20 protein-coding genes are annotated in these 21793 nt (G+C 53.8%); 17 read left to right on the top strand and 3 right to left on the bottom strand.

The features are described 5' to 3' along the window. Positions 1–37: 37 nt before the first annotated feature. Complete coding sequence (locus BU251_RS04085) at positions 38–1168, top strand: radical SAM protein (RefSeq protein WP_128699622.1); 1131 nt, start codon at positions 38–40, stop codon at positions 1166–1168. Next, the gene (locus tag BU251_RS04080) at positions 1158–2381 is read left to right on the top strand and encodes a glycosyltransferase (RefSeq protein WP_128699621.1); all 1224 of its coding nucleotides are present in this window, start codon (positions 1158–1160) and stop codon (positions 2379–2381) included. Before BU251_RS04085 ends, BU251_RS04080 begins: the two co-directional genes overlap by 11 nt. On the opposite strand, the gene BU251_RS04075 is transcribed toward BU251_RS04080, so the two are convergent. Further along, positions 2378–3373 (bottom strand): radical SAM protein, encoded by a 996-nt coding sequence (locus BU251_RS04075; protein WP_128699620.1) that lies wholly within the window; start codon positions 3371–3373, stop codon positions 2378–2380. The two genes, BU251_RS04080 and BU251_RS04075, sit on opposite strands and share 4 nt — an antisense overlap. 44 nt (positions 3374–3417) lie before the next feature. Here BU251_RS04075 and BU251_RS04070 point away from each other — a divergent pair, with 44 nt between their 5' ends. Further along, the gene (locus BU251_RS04070) at positions 3418–4545 is read left to right on the top strand and encodes a radical SAM protein (protein ID WP_128699619.1); all 1128 of its coding nucleotides are present in this window, start codon (positions 3418–3420) and stop codon (positions 4543–4545) included. 6 nt (positions 4546–4551) lie between these two features. Here BU251_RS04070 and BU251_RS04065 read toward each other — a convergent pair whose 3' ends face one another. Further along, complete coding sequence (locus BU251_RS04065; protein ID WP_128699618.1) at positions 4552–5547, bottom strand: phosphotransferase; 996 nt, start codon at positions 5545–5547, stop codon at positions 4552–4554. A 281-nt stretch (positions 5548–5828) separates the two neighbouring features. Between BU251_RS04065 and BU251_RS04060 the strand changes: the two genes are divergently transcribed. From BU251_RS04060 to BU251_RS04025, 8 genes are read left to right on the top strand one after another with little or no spacing between them, the layout of a single operon-like run. Beyond that, a complete protein-coding gene (locus BU251_RS04060; protein ID WP_164908856.1) occupies positions 5829–6920 on the top strand; it encodes a radical SAM protein in 1092 nt (363 codons plus the stop codon). Beyond that, complete coding sequence (locus BU251_RS04055) at positions 6917–8035, top strand: radical SAM/SPASM domain-containing protein (protein WP_128699616.1); 1119 nt, start codon at positions 6917–6919, stop codon at positions 8033–8035. Before BU251_RS04060 ends, BU251_RS04055 begins: the two co-directional genes overlap by 4 nt. Positions 8036–8056: 21 nt before the next feature. Beyond that, complete coding sequence (locus BU251_RS04050; RefSeq protein WP_164908855.1) at positions 8057–9145, top strand: radical SAM protein; 1089 nt, start codon at positions 8057–8059, stop codon at positions 9143–9145. Then, positions 9142–9996 (top strand): hypothetical protein, encoded by an 855-nt coding sequence (locus BU251_RS04045; protein WP_128699614.1) that lies wholly within the window; start codon positions 9142–9144, stop codon positions 9994–9996. The genes BU251_RS04050 and BU251_RS04045 overlap by 4 nt, the downstream gene beginning before the upstream one ends. 9 nt (positions 9997–10005) lie before the next feature. Next, positions 10006–11046, top strand: coding sequence for a hypothetical protein (locus BU251_RS04040; protein ID WP_128699613.1), 1041 nt, complete (start codon positions 10006–10008; stop codon positions 11044–11046). Beyond that, a complete protein-coding gene (locus BU251_RS04035; RefSeq protein ID WP_128699612.1) occupies positions 11027–12148 on the top strand; it encodes a radical SAM protein in 1122 nt (373 codons plus the stop codon). The genes BU251_RS04040 and BU251_RS04035 overlap by 20 nt, the downstream gene beginning before the upstream one ends. After that, complete coding sequence (locus BU251_RS04030) at positions 12130–13299, top strand: phenylacetate--CoA ligase family protein (protein ID WP_128699611.1); 1170 nt, start codon at positions 12130–12132, stop codon at positions 13297–13299. Before BU251_RS04035 ends, BU251_RS04030 begins: the two co-directional genes overlap by 19 nt. Further along, positions 13283–14317 carry a radical SAM protein gene (locus BU251_RS04025; protein ID WP_164908854.1) on the top strand — a complete coding sequence of 345 codons (1035 nt, stop codon included), beginning with the start codon at positions 13283–13285 and terminating at the stop codon, positions 14315–14317. Before BU251_RS04030 ends, BU251_RS04025 begins: the two co-directional genes overlap by 17 nt. On the opposite strand, the gene BU251_RS04020 is transcribed toward BU251_RS04025, so the two are convergent. Next, positions 14253–14996: an asparagine synthase-related protein gene (locus BU251_RS04020; RefSeq protein WP_164908853.1), complete on the bottom strand. Its 744-nt coding sequence runs from the start codon at positions 14994–14996 to the stop codon at positions 14253–14255. The genes BU251_RS04025 and BU251_RS04020 overlap by 65 nt on opposite strands. 107 nt (positions 14997–15103) lie before the next feature. Here BU251_RS04020 and BU251_RS04015 point away from each other — a divergent pair, with 107 nt between their 5' ends. From BU251_RS04015 to tpiA, 6 genes are all read left to right on the top strand, one after another. After that, positions 15104–16075, top strand: coding sequence for a hypothetical protein (locus tag BU251_RS04015; RefSeq protein WP_128699608.1), 972 nt, complete (start codon positions 15104–15106; stop codon positions 16073–16075). A 2-nt stretch (positions 16076–16077) separates the two neighbouring features. Then, on the top strand, positions 16078–18186 hold the full coding sequence (locus BU251_RS04010; RefSeq protein WP_128699607.1) for a radical SAM protein: 2109 nt from the start codon (positions 16078–16080) through the stop codon (positions 18184–18186). Then, complete coding sequence (locus tag BU251_RS04005) at positions 18183–19205, top strand: hypothetical protein (protein ID WP_128699606.1); 1023 nt, start codon at positions 18183–18185, stop codon at positions 19203–19205. Before BU251_RS04010 ends, BU251_RS04005 begins: the two co-directional genes overlap by 4 nt. Further along, positions 19202–19684 (top strand): tetratricopeptide repeat protein, encoded by a 483-nt coding sequence (locus BU251_RS04000; RefSeq protein ID WP_128699605.1) that lies wholly within the window; start codon positions 19202–19204, stop codon positions 19682–19684. Before BU251_RS04005 ends, BU251_RS04000 begins: the two co-directional genes overlap by 4 nt. A 121-nt stretch (positions 19685–19805) precedes the next feature. Then, complete coding sequence (locus BU251_RS03995) at positions 19806–20996, top strand: phosphoglycerate kinase (RefSeq protein ID WP_128699604.1); 1191 nt, start codon at positions 19806–19808, stop codon at positions 20994–20996. Positions 20997–21008: 12 nt separating this feature from the next. Next, on the top strand, positions 21009–21773 hold the full coding sequence (gene tpiA / locus BU251_RS03990) for a triose-phosphate isomerase (protein WP_128699603.1): 765 nt from the start codon (positions 21009–21011) through the stop codon (positions 21771–21773). Positions 21774–21793 lie beyond the last annotated feature (20 nt).

Genomic DNA, 21793 nt, shown 5'->3' with positions numbered 1-21793 from the left:
CCGCTTGGGCGGGCGAGGCTACACCCGTGGATGGGTTATGCCTGCGGTTTTGGCCGCTAACATGACCATGGCGGTTCGGGACGTCGCCCCACCTGGGCGGATAGAAAAGACCTCACGGGTTATGCCCGTGGGGCTCCAGAAAAACATTATGAGACGCACAATGCCTTCCATAAAATACTGCTGGATATTCATTACAGACCGATGCCAGCTGGACTGCGACTACTGCTTTTTCTCTTCGAAAACACGACGTCAGGACCTTTCCCTGGCACAGGCCAGACAACTGTTAAACATCCTGCCGAAGGACCCAAAGACTGAATTCGTAATCTCCGGAGGAGAACCTCTCCTGCGATGGGATTTCGTAAAAACGCTTGTCCGGGACATCAAAAAAATTAGGCCGAAAAGCTCTATCTTGCTTCAAAGCAATATGCTTCTTTTGACGGAAGAAAAGATGCGATTTCTCAGGTGCCATAACATATCCCTGGAGCCTGGCATTGACGGGAATCCCGAAAGCACCGCCCGCCACAGGAAAGGGACTTCCGCCCAAAACTACCGCCTCATATGCACGAACATAAAAAAGGCCCTGCGCCTGGGAATCGAGGTATTCCCGACCATGACCGTCCATCCGCAAGAAACCCGTTATATGGCGAAGAATTTTGGGTTCTTGTCGTCTCTGGGGGTCTCGCGCATCGATGTCCATCCTGCATTCCTGGCCCCGTGGGACGCGGCCTCGGCAAAGGATTTCATCGACAATTACAGACATCTGGCGGCATTGTCATGCGCGCGCAAGCGCGTCCTTTGTCCCTGCTACAGCCGCCCCATGAGTTACGGCCACGACCTCGTCGTTCTTCCCCACGGAGACGTTCTTGCAAATTGGACCTTCATGGCGTTCCCCAAAGCGATCCGGGACCGGTTTTTTATCCTGAAGCTTGGAACGGACGGCACCGCATACAACGAAGCCGTCTATCAAGGGCTCCTGGCCCATTACCGGGCGCTTTTCAAGAACAGGACGGTCTCGTACCGTGAATTCAGCAACTACAGCGCTGCGCTGGCCATGCGCCTCTGGAAAAGGACGCGGCCAAAGGCCGGCTTGCGTCGCTACCGGGACATCTGCAGGGCCGTTAAAAATATAGACCAGACGTTCCTCATGACACCGCGCCATGCGAAATAAAATCAAAATTCTATTATATTACACCCACAAGGAGAGCCTCGGCCACACATCGAGGATCACGACCCTGGCGGATGCTTTCGCGTCCTTCGGCCGGGGCCTGTTCGAGGTTTATCTCCTCCAGGCAGGCGTCCCTCAGCACACATTCAGGCCGAAACCCGGCGTCACAAAGATCGACGTTCCCTATCCTTTTTACAGCAAAGCGCAGTTCAAAAATCTTCCGGCAGACATCCGGAACATCGGCCTGCGCGCCGATTTCATCCTCGATAAAACCAAAGACATCATGCCGGACGTCTTCATGACGGAATACTTTCCTTTCGGCAGGAGCGAATGCTTCCTGGAGCTTTCCGAGGCGTTCCTTTTTTTGAAGAAACAACGCAAAAAGATCCTGGCAACCATCGGCTATCCCTACATCACTCTCGATGTCATCAAAAATGTCCAGCGTTTTTTCAAAGAAGTGCGTTTCTACGACAAGATCTTCATCCATACGCCGGAGAATTTCGAATACCCGTATTTCCTCGAGCTCGTCCCGGACAAAGAACGCAGGGACTTGTATGCCTCGATCTTCGCATCGCTGAAGGAAAAAATCATCCACACGGGCTATATCCTGCCGCGCTGCACCGAAGGCGCCGGCCATCCGGCGGCAGAACGGCTGATGAAACGATGGAAAAAATCCAAACGCAAAAAAATCCTTGTGAGCAGGGGAGGGGGGACGACCTGCCCCAAGATCATCGCGAGCGCAATCCTCGCCAAACGATATCTGGGAAACGATGCCGCCATGCTGCTGTCCGCGGGTCCTGCGTCGGGTAGAAAAGAAATGGAATTTTTCGAAGCCCTCGTCCGCAAACACGGCATCAAACACACGTCTGTCGTGCCGTACGTGCCTCATTTCGCCGACTGTCTTGGCGCCTGCGATGTCTCCGTCAGCCTGGCCGGCTACAACACATCCGTCCAGCTGCTGCACCTTGGCAAGAAATGCATCATCGCCCCCTATACCGTCCTCGCTAAGTCCGGGTGGATCAATGACCAGACGCCGCGCGCGCGCCTCCTTGAAAAACATCTCAACGCGCGCCTCTTCGACTATGACGGATTGCGTTCGGAAACCCTTGCCGGGGCCATCAAAGATGTCTTGCAGGCGCCGGCGCCAAAACCGCTGCCCCCGGCCTTTTTCGAAGGGGCGGCCGCCACCGTCAAAACCGTTCTCAAAATCCTCTAAACCTTCTCCAGATTGACCGTCTTGAGGAAACCGTGGTAGGCGTAACAACGGGGACAAAGCCCCTGGAGCCCCATCCGTATCCTTTCTTGGTGCTCAGGGCCGTAGATATCTTTTAAAAAGTGGCTCCCGATGGACGAGACGGGGGGCATATACAGACAAGGATGAATAGCGCCGGCGCATGTAATAAACAAGAAGTTCCCCGGAGTCCGGCAGGCGGTGATGGCCGACACCCCCCGCCTGACAATCCTCTCCAGGAAGGAAAGGACCCTCCCGTCTGCCGTTTGTGTTCCGGACGATTTGACATCTGAAGCGATCGCGCGCAACTGACGGATGATCTCAGTCTTGATGCGAGGATCGTCCCAATCCAGCCCGGCCGTGCGTCCGGATACCCGATGATAATAGGCCTCGGTGCCGAACTCGGCCAGTTTCGGCATAAAACGGAAACCGCGGGATTCCGCAAGGCGATACAACGCAAAAAGATCCCCGTAATTGCGCCTGTTGATCGTGAACTTAATGGCGGGCTTGACGAGCCCTCTGCACCGATACGCCACGTAATCCACCGTCTTCATGCTCGCATCGAAAGCGCCCGCCCGGCCGCGCAGGTCGTCATGATGCGCCTTTAGGCCGTCAAGGCTGATCCCCAGGCTGACACCCTTGAGCATATCGCCGTGCTTTTCAAGAAAACCAACAATACGGGAGTGGCCGAAACCGTTGGAATAGATGCCGATCGCGCGGACAAGCTTTTTAAGCTTCAGGATGTGAAAAAATTTAAAAATACCGTCAAACTGGGGATGAAGAAAAGGTTCTCCGCCGGTCAAGGCCACGGAATTGATTTTGATTTTTTTAAGGAGAACCGATACAATATATTCGATTGCAGAAAGAGACAACGACCTGGCCTTGCGTTCTTTCCAGATGCCGCAACAGCGGCAACGCAGGTTGCACGCGTTGGTGATCTCCAGCGTCAAGTCTGTCAACTGCGGGATTTCTGCCATGAGAAACTTTATTTAAGCATCGTCTTTGTCTTCCGTCAATACCTATGAACGAATCCTCTGACTTTGTCTTTCATGACCGTCTCGACCCGTTCCGGCTCGAAGCCGCAAGGGGAAAACGTCCGGCTGTCGGCCCGCGCTCCGTCAATATCCACCTGACGAACCTTTGCAATCTCCGCTGCATCTTCTGCTGGGAGAAATCACCGCTGGTCATCCCGAAAGACCGCCGCATCCGGCACATGGACTTCCAGCTCCTCAAGAAAACAATCCAGGACTGCGCCAGGATCGGCACGACCGGCATATGCCTGGAGGGGGGAGAAACGATGCTCTACCCCCGCATCAAAGAGCTGATCCTTTTCATCAAACACCTGGGCTTGCGCCTCGAGGTCTATTCCAATTGCGCCGTTGAGACCGCCCTCATGCGCTACCTGGCGCTCGCCGACAAAGTAAACGTCAATCTTTCAGCCGCTGACCCCAGGAATTATTCCAGGATACACGGGCCTCGCGCCGCCGGCGCATTCCGAAAAACATTGAACAACGTCTGCGCCCTGACGCAAAACAAGAAAAGACACCCGCTCGTGCAAATGATATTTATCATCAACGAGATGAATTACGAAGACATCCCGCGGGCGCTCGTATTGGCGAAAAATGCACACGCCTCCGAGGTCAAATTTAAACTTATCGAAGCCACCGCCCAGACACGTTCCCTCTTGCTCTCCGACAACGGCCTTCAAGAATTGAAGGCCTTCCTGAAAGACTTTCGGCCGACAAAGGACGGCGTCAAAACAAACTTAGAGGAGATCCGCCGCGCGGTCCTGCATCCCGGTTTCATGAAAAACAGGAAATCATTGAGAAAAAGCGCCTGGCACAATGACCGTCTTTTCTATTTTAAGGCGTTCCATGAAAAACGCATGCCTTGTTATGTGGGGTGGTTTTACGGTTTTATCGACCTGGACGGCCGCGTGGTCGCCCCCTGCGACAATGTCGGCGTGGCTATCATGGGCAATATCCACGAGACGCCATTTTCAAAAATCTGGTTCTCAAAAAGGTTTGAACGCCTCAGGGCAGCCGCAAGACAGGGGACGGACCCGAAAAAAAAATTATGGCAGGAATGCAGGTATTGCGGATTTGCAGCCTTCAACAAAAGCGTCTGCCGCACCCTCAAAGAAATGTGATCCCCTTCAAGAAGACAGGACAGCCAGAGGATCCTTCATCAGATATTCCATCTTTTTCTGGTGCCGGAGCAACTCGCGCCTGAAGGCAACAACTTCTTTGCCGCGATAAGTCTTCCCAAGGCGATGCGCATCCTTCAGATACTCTCCGAAAGCCTCCAGCCTGATAAGAACGGCGAGGGCCTTTTTCCACCCCCTGGGAAAAGATGCATTTTCTTCGCCAGAAAGCAGAATTTTTCCCAGGGCGGACGAAGGCATCTCCTGCACAAAGCACGAAACAAGCAGACTGGCCATGTCCGTCTGAAGACACGCATGCCGCACATGGGTCAAGTCGATGAAAAACACCTGCCGGTCGCTGCATAATATATTGGAAACCGACAAATCCGCATGCAATGGCACGAGAGGAAAATCCGCAGGAGCGTCTCGAAAAGCCTTGAGACAATCATCCAGAAGCCCCCTGGCGCCCGCGTTCCCTTTGCAGGCTTTCGAAGCATCTTTGAGCTGCCTGACTTTTTCGATAAAAGATTGGCGGCGCAAAGCCAATCCCTCGTGTATCAAGGATCTTAAAGTCTTATTGAATGACTGGATGGCTTCGGTTATCCCCAGATGACGCATCCTGGAAACAGGAAATCGGTAAAGCGGTGCCGCATCGAGCCATTCATGGCAGGTGACAAGATAATGCCTGAAAGGGAGGCAGGGAGGAGAAAACATGCGCGGAACGCAGACGCCTTTTTGCCGCAAGAGACGATGCAGAAGGTGTTCGTGCCGATGAAGATTCGCTGAACCATGAGGATGGAATTTTAACGCATAGCGGCCCCTGGATGTCTCCGCATACACCAGAAAATTGGAATGAGAGATCCTGACGTTCTTCTCCGGCTCGAACGAACAGAGCATCCCGAGCCCGAAAGCCTTGCAGATACCCTTCATCCCGGACTCCGAACAATGAAGGCGCCTGAGATCAAAACGCTTGGCATCCACATTCAGCGGCATCGCCGTTTTTTTCATATACCATACCCTCTTTCTTTTGTCGTGTATTATATCATTTTCGGGAGGCGTGCAAAACACCAAATACCAGTTGCCCGCCGCCTGAAGTTTGCATATAATGACTGGAGTCCCCCTCGGCCTTCGACCGGCGCAGGCCACCGCATCGCTCGCACGATCTCTTGCGGAACAGGCAGTTGCCGCAACCCCGTCTCATCATGGTTGTACGCGCGGCCGGCGCCGCGAACTCGACCAAGCCACGACAGACACAGAACAATGGCAAAGCAATCCAAATCAAGATAGTCATGACCACGCGTGACGATCATCTCAGGCTATTCTCGATCAATAAGAGCAAGGTATTGGCCGGCCCCCACACAGCCCTCCTGCACCTCACGGACGCCTGCAACCTCAGGTGTCTCCATTGCTGGTATCATTCCTCTCTCGATACGCAAGCGCCAAGGGCATCGAAAGAGCTGGGATTCGATGCGATTCGAAAGACCCTTGACGATTGTCATGAATTGCGTGTCGAAGAGATCCGTCTTTCCGGCAAAGGGGAACCGACCCTCCACAGCCGGTTTCCCGAAATCGTTTCTTATGCCTCCCAAAAAAAATTCAAACTGCATCTATTCACCAACGCCACGTTTCCGCCCGACTGGATCAAGCTTATCAGGCATTTCGAAGTCTTGAACATCGATCTCTCCGCGGCAACGGAAAAACAATATCTGACCTTGCAATCCAGGGGACCCGGCGATCATTTCAAAACCGTCTGCAAGAATCTGCGCCTCTTGGCATATCTCAAAAAACAAAAGAAAAAGATGCCCCGCCTCAAGCTCATCTATATCCTGAATGCGCTCAACTACCGGGAGGTCCCAAGGATCTTCGAGATCGCCGGAAAGATGATGATCGAGGAGCTGTTCATCAAAAATATCGACACCAGGCGCTACAACACCTCCTTGCGCCTGACGCCGGAGATCGCCTCAAAAACAGAATCCATCATCAAAAAGATATCGGGCAAAAAGGCATTCCTCAAGATCGACAGCAATCTCAAGCATAATTTCAAGGCCCGCGGAATCTACCTTGACGAGCTCTTCATGAGACCGACGCAACCGGCAGCCTGCTACATGACATGGTATTATGTCTTCATCACCTCGTTAGGCCATATCACGCCGTGCTGCCAGATGCAACACACATGCATCATGGGCAACATCTACCGCGACTCCCTGAAAGACGTCTGGCGTTCCCAGAAATTCCAGCGCTTGCGCCTGCGGGGCAGCCGTTCCCTTTTTGACCATGCGATCCACGAGTGCCGCAGCTGCTGTCACTATCGCGAAAATGACGCTATCGCACGCCAGCTCAGGTCCGTCAGAAACGACGCCGCCGGGAAAACAATGCCATGAATCACGACACATTGCGATTGCTGGGTATTGCCAAAAACAAGCTCATGACGGGGCCCAAGAGCCTCTACTGTCAGATCGACACGGCCTGCAATCTCCATTGCGTCTTTTGTCATTATCACGGCTATTTTCCCGCAGACTGGAAGATAAAAAGCCGGACACGGCTCCCGCTGCCGGTGCTCATCAAGGTGTTCGACGACTGCCGGAGACTGCATGTGGAACATGTCTGCATCTCGGCCAAAGGGGAACCAACCTTACATCCGGATTTCAAGGCCATCATCGATGAAGCTACGCAAAGAAATTTTTTTGTCTCCGTGTTGACAAACGCAACCTTCCCGGAAAAAATGATCGAAACTCTCGCCAAGACACATCTGGTCAAATGCAACCTGTCGGCGGCTTGCGCCGAAGAATTCCGCCTTTATCATCATGCCGGGCCATTGCCGAACTTCGAGACGGTAACAAAAAATATCGCGCGCCTGAGCCGCCTGAAAACCAGCCGGCCCAAAATCTCCATTACTTATGTCATGCACCGGTTCAATTACAAGAGCCTGCCGGCGATCTTCGAGCTTGCCCAACAGCTCGGCATCGACGAACTTAACATCAAAGAAGTGCAGAGCAGCTCATTCCACCGCCTCTCCCTGACACCTGCCATGAGGGCGAAAACGGAAAAAATCCTGGCATCCCTTTTGAAGAAAAACCGTCTGCGCCGCATAAAAAACAACCTTCTGGATCATTATCTGAAAACAGGGAAATTCTTTGCGCCGCCGGGCATGCAAGGAAAACCGGCCCCCTGCTTTATGGGATGGTTCCAAACTTTCCTTATGGAACAGGGAGATCTGATGGCCTGCTGTTCGCGGGACAATGTTGTGCGGATTGGAAACATTTACCATACGGACCTGCTATCGCTGTGGCGGTCGGAGCGCTACCAACAGATACGCCAAATGGCTGCACACGGCATCCTCCAGAAGAAAGCCGGCTATCTATGTTCGGACTGCGCTTCGCATGCCGAAAACGATCCTTTGAGATCGTTTGCCGGAACGCTCAGCGATAACGCATCCGTTCTCGCAAAGAAAATTCTTGATTTTAAATTTGTGCCGGGGAATACCGCTACCGCATAAACAACGGCGGCCATGAATGCCATGAAACATCCAAAGACGCCCGGGATAAACGGAAGAGACAAAAGACTGCTCATTTCCTTGACAAACGCGTGCCCCTACCGTTGTGTGTTTTGCGTTTATCTTCACGACCGGCAACCGGCCGATCTGCCAGCCGAGGCCTGGCTCGATATCCTGAAAGAAGCCAAAAGACACGGCTTTGGGTTTTTAGAAATCGGCTCGCAGGGAGAACCGGCCCTGCATCCGGACTTCGAAAAGATCATCGCTTCAGCTTACCGATGGGGTTACGCCGTGGAGGTATTAACAAACCTCCAGGAAGGCAAACGCATCAAGAAAATCCTGCCGTATCTAAATCTGCTGACGATCAATCTGAATGCGACGGACGCCAGGGAATTCCGGGATATTCATGGAATCAAAAGGAGGGACGCCTTTAAAAACGCCCTTGATTCCCTTAAGGACATCCTTGATCTCGCCCACAGAAAGAAATACGCCGTTAGATTCAAAATCAACTATGTCATCACCAAAAACACGGCCGCCAAAGCCATAAGCTTCGTGAGGAAATTCCACCGCATCCTGCTGGAACGGATGGGCCGGCCCGCCGATCTTTCCATCCATTTCCACCATATGCTCCTGACCCCTCACAACCATTTTTTGGCGCCCGACAAAGAGCAGTTGCGGCGCCTTATCAACGAATTCCGCATCGCTGCAAGACTCCCGTTCTTTGTCAGAACCACCAATGTCCTGGATTTCACGAAAAAAACGCAACAGATCCTTAATGCCCGCACCCTGATGGGGCCGCTTCATCGCAACACCATGCCAAACGACACGAATTCCAAAGTCGTCAAACGTCTCAACGGCCTCATGACGTGCGAGGCATGGAAAAATAATCTCTTCATCGACTGCAACGGGGACATTTTCGGATGCCTCAATCCCACGCGGATCCTCTTCGGCCTGCCTGCGGCAGACGACCCCACGTTTTACGGAAATGTCAAAGACGGCCGCCTCGCGCAGATATTGAAAACGCCGCCGCAACCCGCGATGGACATGGACTTCGCGAACAGGTTTTGGAAGGCCTGCGTCATCTGCGGCCTAAAAAAACGGACACAGCCGTGACGACGCTCCACGACATAAAACTGCTTGAGTTCTTACTGCGGGAGGACCCTTTGCTCTTTCGCGCCACGAAGGCCTATCTTAGCATCAAACAAAGGCACGGGGACGAGAAGAGCTTTGAGGTCTCCAGTGAATCGCTCTCCCGTTGCGCCGCAGGCGTCTCACGGATCGCCCTGACCTGCATGAAGAAAACCGACGCCTGCCGCATTTTTCGCCTGCTGGGGATTGAGACCGAAGCCAGGCGTTATATGTTTCGCAACAACAGAGACAACTGTTTCGGGATCGGGGTGGCATCCTACAAAGACCGCCCGCTCCTGCGGGAGACGCGATACAAGCTTTATAATTATTATCACCGCGCACAGGATCCATCCGATCCCGCCAAGCACGCGACGGCCATCGCCTCTCGCCTGCACCTGGATACGGCCTGTATCGCATCGGACATCAGGCGTTTTCAAAACATCAGGATGTCGGCCGTCGACCTTTATGAAACAGGGAGGAAGGGCCTGAAAATCTATTATGGGCCTTTCCCCACGGATTCGCTGGCAACGGCCTGCGCCTCTGTTCTAAAGAAAGGGGCCTTGAAAACCTATGAACGGTGGCGGAAAATAGGATGGTTGCCGCAAAAAGTCATGCTGGCCATCAGGTATCAGCAGAAAGGAAGCCGGTCCGTACGCACGGATTTCCCATTCGACAGCAGCGATGTCACGGCCCTGATAAGGCGTTTCGACAAAACGCAGGCCGCCCAAAGGTTACATCAAGCCCTGCTTCCTGTCGCCAACGCCATACGCATCACATATATCTGCATCGACATGGACAAAAGACCACGCACCCAATTCTATTTTGAGGTATTATAGGAGGTCTTCATGAAGCTTAAATTCTCCATCCCATACAACGGAGACCTGACCCTCATGGCATGGGCCTTTAAAACAGGCCAGGCGGCGGAAGTCTATTTCGCCGGCGCCGGCCGCAATGACCACTCCAGCCCCTACCAGAACCAGAACAAATTTCAGGAAGAGGAGATCCTTGAATTGATGGCGCTGTGCCGCAAACATAACGTCAAAAGCAATCTTTTGATGAACAAGGGGATCGCGTTCACCGATAACCTCAAAAGCGTCTTTCATTACATCGGATCCCTCGACAAGACAGAAGGGCTGACGTCCATCACGGTCGGGGACCCCGCCATTGTCCCATTTCTCAAAAAGGCCTTCCCGCGGATCCGTCTCCAGACGTCCGTATTCATGAACATCGACAGCCTCCAGAAGATCAAAGAAGCCCTCAAAATGGGAGTGACGGATTTCTGCCTGGACGTCTCCACCAACCGCAAAGGAGAAGAACTGGAAAAGATCAGGGATTATAAAAACAAACTCAAAAATTTCTCCGTAAAACTTCTGGCCAACCACGGCTGCTATATGAATTGCTTCTACTCCATGCGTCATTCCAGCTGGCCGCTGCTGAAAGAGATGCTTGAACAGCAGACGGCGGCGCAACGCCCGCCTCAAAAAAGGTATATTCTGGGAGATCTCATCGATGTCAAAAACTGCGTCTATAAAAAAGAAGATGTCACAGACGAGATCAAACGGCCGTTCATCCGGCCGGAAGACCTGACTTATTATGAAAAAAGGGGATTGGCCGACGTGATCAAAATTGCCTATCGCATGGATCGTACTCCTGTCCTGCGCAAAAAGTTGAAAGCTTATTTCGAGCGCTCTTTTGACGGAGACCTTTTTGAATTGACGCCCCCCAACAAAGGCGCCATCCCCTTCATCTGCGACAACAAGAGCATCCCGGACACATTTGCGAAAAAACTGCTGAGTTGCGACATGAGATGCGAAGGGTGCGATTATTGCCGGCTTGTCGCCGTGAAAGCCCTCAAAAAGAAAAACTATGGCCGACACCTTGCATAACGATGCCTTGAGATTGATGGGGGCCCTCAGGCACAGGATCTTCAGCGGCCCCAAGATCCTGTTTTGCCACCTCAACAACACCTGCAACCTCAACTGCCTCTTCTGCGTGCACCACGGAACGGCCGCCAGGGCTCCGGCGAAAGAAACGCGGCTGGAGACGGAAACCCTGGGCCGGGTCTTTGATGATTGTCAAAAACTCAACGTCAGCCATGTCTGCTTTTCGGCCAAAGGCGAACCAACGCTGCACCCCGATTTCGAAAGCATCGTCCACCATGCCGGCAGGAAAGGACTGGCGGTCACGCTGGTGACGAACGGATTGTTTCCGCACAAACTGTTGAAAACCATCCATCGCATCCACGCCGTGAAATTCAGCCTCTCGGCAACAAACGCAAAAGATTTTTTCAGGATCCACCGGCCGCAAAATCTGAGCGATTTTGATATGGTGATAAAAAATATGAAGCTTCTGGGCCGCGTCAGGTCACGGTCGGCCAGGACTTCGCTCAACTTCGTCCTGCACGCCTTGAACTATCACAACCTGCCGGCCGTCATCGATCTTGCCCGGCGCGTCAAGATCGACGAACTCCGGATCAAATGCGAGCATGTCGAACACAGGACAAGTCCTTTGGCCCTGACGCCGCCCCTCATGAAAAAAGCGGAAAAATTACTCTTAGCCGCCCACCGGAAGGGAACCCTGGGCCGCGTCAAAAACAACCTTTCGGCCCATTATGCCGAAACGGGAAAATTTCTGCCGGCCGGCGCGGATTGCCGAAGTCCAGGACCGTGCCACATGGGATGGTTTGCGACGTTTCTGACAGAGCGGGGCGACGTGACCGCCTGTTGTTCAACGCAGAAAAGCGTCAAGATAGGCAACGTCCACGACAAGGGCCTGGCGGAGCTGTGGATGTCGACACGCTATCACCGCGTACGGCTCAAAGCGGCATCCGGATTTTTCCAGAAAAAAATGTACGACCCATTATGCCGGGGGTGTTTTCTTCTACAGGAAAATGCCGCGCTGCAGTCGCTCCGGCTTCTCTATAAACGCGGCGCCTCCCGGTGCCATCGAGACTATTCAAAACAATACGCATGGACATTGTCACCCTGAAAAAAATCAACCATCTCTTGGCATGCTTCGCGCACCTCCAACCATACCGGGCGGTGCGGCTCCCATTGAAGTCATGCGGTGAATTCCTGAAATTGCCGCTCATGATGCGCGACGATATCCGTCAATTTCCCCCTGAAGGAGAGGCCTTCAACGTAACGGCGACGAGCGGCTCTTCGGGAAAACAAATGTACATCCTGCATCCAAAGGATTGTTATCGGACGCACCTGCGCCGTCTCGTCAAAATTTACAAATCCTGCGGGATGAAGCCGGGCGACCTGTGCCTGAACCTCTGTTCGTATGAACTCAACAGCGGCGGCCGCATCATGGAACAGGCCTTCAGGGCCCTGGGCGCCGGCGTGATCCCCCTGGGATCCCTCACGAGCCCGGAAAAAACAAAAGAGGCGATCGCGTTGATCAAATCGCTGAAACCCGCGTTCATCAACTCCTACACCAACCAGCTTTATGACATCTTCTCCGTTTTGAAACGAAAACATCCGGTGAAATCCTGCATTCTTAACGGGGAACCGCTGTATCCATGGTTCAAAGACCGCCTGAGAGCGTTATCGGGGACGCGCATCTTCGACCATTATGGCGCCATGGAATTCTCGGGGTTCGCGATCGCCGAGGATCCGAAAGATACATTCATGAGGCTCTTTGAAGACGGCCTTTACATTGAGATCCTGGGCGAAGACGGCAGGACGGCGGAGACGGGAGAAGGGCGCATCGTGATCACAGACCTGGAAAACACCTGCATGCCTTTCATCCGCTACGTCCTGGGCGACCGCGTCCACATCACCAAGAAAGGGAACGCCAAATACATCCGCGTCCTCGGCCGGGACGCAGATTCACTCTTGATCGAAGGCAAGATCGTTTCGCGCCGGCTCGTGGCCGAGACGATCTTGCGGCTCCTGGGACATCCACGCTTTTTCTGCGTCGTCGATAAAAACAAGCGGAACTTCAGGGACAACATCACCCTGCACATCCCCGAGAAAAACCTTTCTGCAAGCGCAACGCTCATCAAAGAACTCGGCGTCCGCCTTCACATAGCGCATCTGGTCACCATTCGTCCCCATTCCGGCCATGTTCCCAAAACGTCAACCGGCAAATACCGCCATATCATGGACCTGCGAGGACATGCCACCCGCCATTGAATCCTCCCATATCTTTCTCTACGTCACTGAAAAGTGCAATCTCGCATGCAGGTATTGCTATTTCCGGGACAAGAGAAACAGGTCTTTGTCACTGGAAACGATCAGGGGGTTTATCTTTTTCCTTGAAAAAGAAGGGATGAAACCCCGGCGCTTCATCTTAAGTGGAGGCGAACCTCTCCTGGTGTGGCCGTTAACGAAAAAGGTCATTTCCTTCCTGAAAACGGCTGTGCCCAAAGCCGAGATCGGCCTCCAGACAAACGGCCTGCTATTGGACGCGCCCAAGATCGCCTTTCTCAAGACAAATAAGGTCAATCTGGAGATCGGACTCGACGGCCTTCCGGCAACCACGTCGGCATGGAGAAGGGGTACCACAAACGCGTCCTTCGCCCATCTGGTCGAGATGCTCCTGCTGTGCCGGCTGGCGGGCCTGGCGGTCAACTGCAACATGACGGTCCATCCGCAAGAAATGCCGCGGTTCCGCCATAATTTTCTCTTTCTGGCTCAACTGCCGTTCGGCAAGATCGACGTGACTCCAGCGGCTTTTGCTGCCTGGGACCAGGCCGGACGCCGAACATTCAAACAGGATTATGCCTGGATCGCAAAAAAATACCATGCCAAAATCTATGCCGGCGATGCCAGGCGTTTCTCTCCGCAAGGCGCCTGGGACCTCAGCCTGCATCCGCACGGATATCTCTTGCCGGGAGATGCATTCCTATGTCTTCCGGAAAAACTCAAACAGGAATTTTCGCTCATCCAGTTCTCGCCGCAGCCGCGTCTCAATACGAAAACCCTGGCAATGCTGAAGCAACTCTACCAACGCTTCGGCCGGAAAGAGAAAAAACAGACCTACAGAGACTATATCGTCTCGAGCTTCAAGATCGTCAACGACCTGACCGGCAAGACCGGCATCGACTGGAAGACTTTTGAAGAGCTTTTTGATTTTATGACGAGGGTCAACCGTCAAGACCCTTCAGAAACGAAGAAGGGACAGACGAATGACGGGAGGATTGGCGAATAAAATCCGGCGGCAAAAGAGATGCGTCGGCAATGACTTTTTTAAAAAACGCCTTGTCCGTTTTTAGCCCGGCCGGGAGGAACGTGAAAAAACGGACCGAACCATGCGAAAGCCAGGGGGCCCAGAAAGACGAACCGCAGGCCCGCGCAAGTTTTTGATGAGTCCTGATTTCGGCCAAGCCCTTCTTACGATAATAGGCGCGCGCGCGCCTGGCGGACAGGCTGCAGAGTTCGTTCACGCCCATCCCGCTCAATAAAAGGCAGGGATGCTTCTGGCGCTGCGCGATCAGGCGGAAAAAGACAGCCACGGCCGCGATATCCCTCTCACGAGCAACAAAGGGAAGTGTCGGCCGGAGGGAAACGTAGGCCTTTGCGTAATCGCGCTTCGTGACCGTAATGGCGGAAAACTGCAGGCCCAGACGGCGGGCCAGCGCGCGGCACCGGCGCACAGACCACGTATTGTAAGAACGGAGACTCTTATCACGAACAAGAGCGAAATAGAGATGAGGACGCAAAGGCTTCAACAGGCTGGCCAAAAGAGATGAATCCAGCCCGCCTGTCGCCAGGACGCAAAGCCGGGCGCCCGAAGCCGTGCGCCTCTGCGCGTCCGCCGCGATCTTGCGAAAAATTCCCGTCAAGCGGGCCCTATAAAGATCTGCATCGATCTTGGACATAGGCATCATTATATCATCCTGACGGCTTGAATGCGATAAACAGATGGAAAGCGGCGAAAAACGCGCCGGCGCTTGAAAAAGAGACGTCGTTCCCATAAGATAGAAGAGACCTTATCATGAATAATCCCCTTCTGGAACAATACAAGCCGAGATCTTTCTGCGCCGACCTCATGGAGATCAAGGGCAACGGCCTCCAGTTAGGCCTTTACATGTCCTTGATCCTGGGCTTCAAACCCCTCCTGGATGACTGGATTAGAAAAAACAGGATCGAGGCATTCAAAAAGGCCTGCCGCCGATACGGTATCCATGTCCGGGAGAGCGTCATCTTCCGCAATGTGCACAAGAATGACGTCCCGGATTCCGTGATCGGCAAAGACCGGCTCACGACGACATCGGCCTACGGCCTGCCGCTGGAGACAGATACGGACGAAGAGGTCCACGTCTTTCTGGCAAAAGACAAAAAGACGCTGAAACGGGCCATGTGGTATCCCGTCATCATCAACAACCGCGTCATCTTCGCCCCGCGCGCCGACCATCTCAAATACGGCTACGTCCTGGGATATCCCGATTGTTGCATCAGATTTTTCAGGCAATACAACGACTGGATCCGTTACAGCCATCTTTATGAAGCCTGGCGCCACACCAGGACCCGGCCGTCTTTTCTCTGCAACCCTTTGCTCAAAGACACGATCTTTTCCTACATCTATCACATGCCATGCCGCTACGATTGCCCGGCAACCATCAAGCTGGCAGGAAGGCTGCGGCGTGAAATTTTCAAAAAAGAGCCGGAATATGTCCGCAAGATGGACGCCTACCTCAAACAGACGTTTTTGGTGTTCTATGAACGGAAATTCTACGCACTCGCCGGGGCCGCCATGAAGGACAATATCGTGTCTTATAAACATGCGGCGTTCGTCTCTCATGACGCGACGCGCAATGAATACGGCCGGGACTTGGAGCGGGCCGACGCCCTCAAACTCCACGGCAGGCAGCTGACGCTCCTGCGCCGGGGGAAAATCCTGAAAAACATTTCGGTCCCGCTCAACGTTTTCGCGCCGGAGCATCCGTTCCTGGTCACATTCCAATAGCCATGCACATCGCCCATATCAGTTCAAGCCTCTACCACCCGTGTTTCTGGGAACTCGTCCGCCGCCAGAAAATCAGACACCAAATCACCTATATCTCCCTGGAAACCTCTGTGGATTCCGACGGCCAAACGACTCTGCATTCACGCACAGACCTGAGGCATATCCATATCCGATGTTCGCCGGACAACAATATCGTCTACGACGAACGCCTGCGCCTGGCCCTGGACAACGCCTTGAAGGCGGATCCGCCCGACATCGTCCATGTTCATCTTTTTTCAGGAACGAAATTGCGGCCCATCTTGACTACAGCGGCCAGCCTGGGCGCACGCATCGTCGTGACCCTCCACGACCACTCTTTGTTTTGCGCCGGCGGCAGGTTCCATGACGGCCGCAAGATATGCCGCAAGACAAACCCGGAGGCCTGTTCATGTCCTGATGCACAAAGATTGGCGGCATACAATCATATGCCCCTTTCCGAGTTTAACGCCGCGCGGCGCGGCCACATCCGCCAAATCATAGACATGTGCGATGCGATCATATGCCCATCGCAAACACAAAAAGAAATACTGGCCCCACTCGTCGCCGACCCGGACAAGATCGTTTGCTTGCCTTATGGCGTACACATGCGGCGGCGGCCGCGCGCAAGACGCCAAGACAAAGAGCCTGTCTTCGGCTTTTTGGGGATATGGACGCCCCTCAAAGGGTCGGACACGATCGAATATTTGATAAAACGAAACGGCGGTATCCGCATGCTTCTCGGCCTCTGGACAAAAGGCGCACCACAAAAAAACCTGCGGCAGCTGGAGAATATCGGGAATCGGCCGGACATCGAAATCATCGAGAATATTCCTTATGCCGAGCTCCCCGAAAAGTTTTATTCAAAAATAGACTACCTCCTGGTGCCGTCGGTTTGGGACGAAACAGGGCCCATGTCGCTTTTGGAATCGCTCTACCAAAAGATACCCGTCATTATTCCCAGGCAGCCGAGCCTCCTTGAAAAAACCATCCCCGGCAGAAACGCCTTCGTCTATAGTTCTTTGGCACAACTCAACCGCATCATCGGGAAGATCCGGAGGGGCCGCGCGCGCTTAAAGCCTCCTTTTCACGCCCATGTCCAGGATATCCATTCTTACGCCGCGGATGTAGAAGCCATCTATCGCCATATTCTAGACAAAGAACCCCGGACCCTGTTCTTCAGGGTCGGCTACCGCTGCAATAACCGTTGTATTTTCTGTGTCACGGGCGACAACAAACCCGGGACCTTCACATCCCTGGGGATCCTCACAAAGGCGCTGGCCGCCTATCGCCGCAGTTACGACCAACTGGTCCTTTCAGGAGGAGAACCGACGGCCAGGGAGGACTTCTTTTCCCTTATGGAATCCGCCTTCCGGCTGGGCTACAAGATCCAAATACAGACCAACGGACGCCTCATGGCTAAAAAAGAATTTGTCAAGCGGCTTGCCGCTTATCACCCCGTGATCTATACTCATCTGCAGGATTACAAAGCCAAGGCGCACGATGTCACCACGAATGTCCCGGGCAGCTTCTGGGAAACCGTCGCCGGCATCCGCAACGCGCTTGCCGTCTCTCGCGGCCTTTACGTCAAGATCATGATCACAAGGGCCAATTACCGCCACCTGCAAGAGACGGCAAAATTCCTCAAGCGCCTGGGGGTCAAAGGCATCTGGTTCGTCTTTCTGACCCCCCACGGCTTTGCCAGGACCTACTTCGACAAGGTCGTGCCGACATACACGCAAGTCTCGCCATATCTAAAGAGGGCGCTGCAATGGGCGCGAAAAGAAAAAAATCTGGAAGTCGTGCTCGAAGGCTTTCCTTATTGTCATGTGCCACGGCCGTGGCGCAACAACCTGCTGGAAGGCCCGCGCCTGTCTGGACACAGACAACTCTGCCTGCATCCGGCCGAGAAAGGCCATGACTTCAGGATCAGCCCGACACATGAACGCCTGAAAGACAAAACCAAAGGCCCGCGCTGCCAACGCTGTGCTTACCACCAAAGATGCGAAGGCGTCTACCGGACATATGCGCAGCACCACGGGTTCGAGGAATTCAAACCGATCGGAAATGATCCGAAGAAAACACAAGACCGATGAAAAACCCCAAGCTGAAACTGTCCATCCCTTACAACAACGACCTGGCGCTCATGAAATGGGCGATCGCGACAGGGGGGATCTACGAAATCTATTTTGCCGGACCCGAGGGAGACGACCATTCCAACCAATACCTCAACACCCGCAAAGCCTCCAGCGGCGAGATCCGGCAACTGATCGCCCTCTGCCACCGTCACAAGATCAAAAGGAACCTCCTCCTCAACAAACGGATCAATTTCTTTGACGACCTCAAACGCATCGGCCGCTACGTCAAGGCCCTCGAAGACTCCGGAGGGATCACGTCGATCACCCTGGCCGATCCGTGCATCGTCCCGTTCTTGCGCAAGATGTTTCCGAAGATCGCCCTCCAGAGTTCGGTTTACATGAACATCGACAGTGAACATAAAATCAAAGAGGCGGTCAAGATGGGAATGACGGAATTCACACTGGATGTCTCCTGCAACCGTGACGCACGCGCCCTGGATGCCATCCGCGCCGGCCGCAAACATCTGCCTGCCGTCACCATTAAACTTTTGGCGAATCACGGTTGCTATCTTCACTGTTTCTACGGCGGCAGGCATGCTGAATGGCCCGTCCTCATGGAGGCGGCCAGGACGATGCTGCAGGAAGGGGCGGGATGTTACGTCGGCTTCATGCTCAAAGACGGATGCCAATTCGCAACGCAGGAGCCGGCCGATGAGATCAGGCGGCCATACCTGAGGCCGGAAGACCTTGCCTTTTTCGAGGAAAACGGCTGGGCGGACGGCATCAAGATCGCCTACCGCAAAGACGACAGCCGCCTCCTCAAAACAAAGATCTCCGCGTATCTTGCCCGGTCTTTCAAGGGCGACCTCTTCACGCTGGCGCCGTCCAACAAGGGCCCCTTGCCTTTCATCTGCGATAACAAGGCCTTTCCCAAAGACTTTATCGAACACACCACGCATTGCAATCAACGATGTGTGAGCTGCCGCTACTGCGCCTCTGTGGCACAGGCGGCCATAAAACCCAAAACGTCCCCATGAAGACACTCGCCAGGATAAAACAAGATTTCTTGAGGACGGCGCGCGTCAGCCCCGGATACCAGACGAACACGGCCGACAGCGGCATGACAAGAGGCAACTATATGCTGGATGCGCTGGCCGAAAAGGTCTTCGACCATCCGCGCCTCCTGGGGCTCCTCTCGAAAAAAGCGAAGCACTGGCTGGCATGCGACGACTCGGAATTTACCCTCGTCTTGGCCGGTTATATCGCCTACCTCGGCGAACAATACGGGCAGGCCGAAAAACTTTTTCTCAGGGCGATCCAAAAAAACCCTAAGAACATCGACCTCTGGATGGACCTGGCCTTCAGCCTCTTTCACCAAGACGAAAAAAAACAGAAGCTGGCGCACGACATCCTTTTCAGGCACAAAGAACTGGCCGGAACTTTTCCCGAAGGCAATATCTGTCTGCGTGAAATCCGCAGGTGGCTGGACCGCCAGCCTCCTTATTGCCTGCGCTGACCTTTCCAACGATGCCCTTTACAAGAAGAAAAAATCTGCTATAATACGCCAATCGTTCTCGGGACACCGCAGGACCTAAACCGGAAACAAATACCCATCAAACAATTTTTCGGGGGTTTCTATGAATAAAATGACCGTCAAGGACGTCGATCTCAAAGGCAAAAAGATCATCATGCGCGTGGATTTTAACGTGCCTCAGGATAAAAAAACCGGGGCGATCACAGACGATACGCGCATCAAGGCCGCCATCCCCACGATCGATTACATTCTCAAGAACAACCCCAAAAAGCTGATTTTGATGACCCATCTGGGACGACCCGACGGCCAGGTCAAGGAAACCCTCAGGCTCGATCCCGTGGCCCAAAGGCTCCAGGAGCTGATCAAAACGCCCGTCAGAAAACTCAACGATTGCGTAGGCCCTGAAATCGCCAAGGCCATCGACGCCTCCCCTGAAAAAGTCATCCTTCTGGAAAACCTGAGATTCCATGCCGAAGAAGAAGAGAACGACCCTGCATTCGCTAAACAGCTGGCAAGCCTTGCGGACACATACGTCAACGACGCCTTCGGCACGGCCCACAGGGCGCACGCCTCTACGGAGGGCGTGGCCCACGACCTGCCGGCGGTCGCAGGATTCCTGCTCGATAAAGAGATCGAATACCTGGGCAAATCCCTTGAACAGCCGGATAAGCCGTTTGCCGTGATCCTCGGCGGCGCCAAGGTCTCGGACAAGATCGGTGTCATCGAGAACCTCCTCACAAAAGCGCAGGTCCTGGTGATCGGCGGCGGCATGGCATATACCTTCCTCAAGGCCCAGGGGATTGCCATCGGAAATTCAAAACTTGAGAAAGACAAGATCGACCTGGCCAAAGAAACCCTCCAGAAGGCCAAAAAAGCTGGGGTCAAGGTGATATTGCCGGTCGATCATCTCGTTGTCGACAATATCGATACGCCGACGAAGATCGAAACGACAAAAGATGCGGCCATCCCCGACGGCATGATTGCCGTCGATATCGGCCCCAAGAGCATCGCCCTGTTCTGCGACACCCTTAAAAGCGCCAAGACCATCTGCTGGAACGGCCCCCTGGGCATCTTTGAAAACGACAAGTATGCCAAAGGAACAAAAGAAGTAGCGACGTTCATCACGACGCTCAAAGCCAAGACCATCATCGGCGGAGGCGACACAGCCAGCGCCGTGGCCAAGTTCGGCCTCGAGAGCAAGATGACGCATATTTCGACAGGCGGCGGCGCCTCGCTGGAATTCATGGAAGGCAAAGTCCTTCCGGGTATCGCCGCACTGAAGGATAAACAGTAAGGAGTGCATTTAATGAGGAAAATCATCATCGCCGGCAACTGGAAAATGAACAAGACAACGGTCGAAGCCATCGAGCTGGCCAACGGTCTCAAAAGAGATCTGTATGATATCGACGCTATCGGTATCATCGTCTGTCCGCCTTTCACGGCGATCGACGAAGTCGCCGAGGTCGTTTATCAAACGAACATCGGCCTTGGCGCCCAAAACATGCACTGGGAAGACGCCGGCGCCTTCACCGGAGAGGTATCGGCCCCGATGCTCAAAGAGCTTGGATGCGGTTACGTCATCCTCGGCCATTCCGAAAGACGCCAATATTTCCATGAGACCAATGAGACCGTCAACAAAAAGCTTAAATCGGCGCTCAAACACGGCTTGACGCCCATTGTCTGCGTCGGAGAAAGCCTGGAAGAGAGGGAGGCGGGCCGCACTTTCGATGTCATCCGGGACCATGTCACCAACAGCCTCAAAGGGCTCGACAAAGAAGAAATCAAAAAAGTGATCATCGCCTATGAACCTGTCTGGGCGATCGGCACGGGAAAAACGGCGACGCCCGACCAGGCCCAGGAAGTCCACCGTTTCATCCGCGATCTCCTTGAAAAGGCCTATACCCGCGAGATCGCCGATGAGATCACCATCCAATACGGCGGGAGCGTCAAACCAGGCAACATCAAAGAGCTCATTTCCCAAAAAGATATCGACGGCGCTCTCGTCGGCGGGGCCAGTCTCGACGTCAAAAGCTTTGCCGAGATCGTCAAAGGAGCACAAGTAAGCAAATAAGCCGCAGGGCCAATCAAGGA

It is taken from the genome of Candidatus Velamenicoccus archaeovorus (genome assembly GCF_004102945.1).
GTDB classification, from domain to species: domain Bacteria; phylum Omnitrophota; class Gorgyraeia; order Velamenicoccales; family Velamenicoccaceae; genus Velamenicoccus; species Velamenicoccus archaeovorus.
Note: the sequence above shows the minus strand (reverse complement) of the source record. Positions and strands in the feature narration are given on the sequence as shown.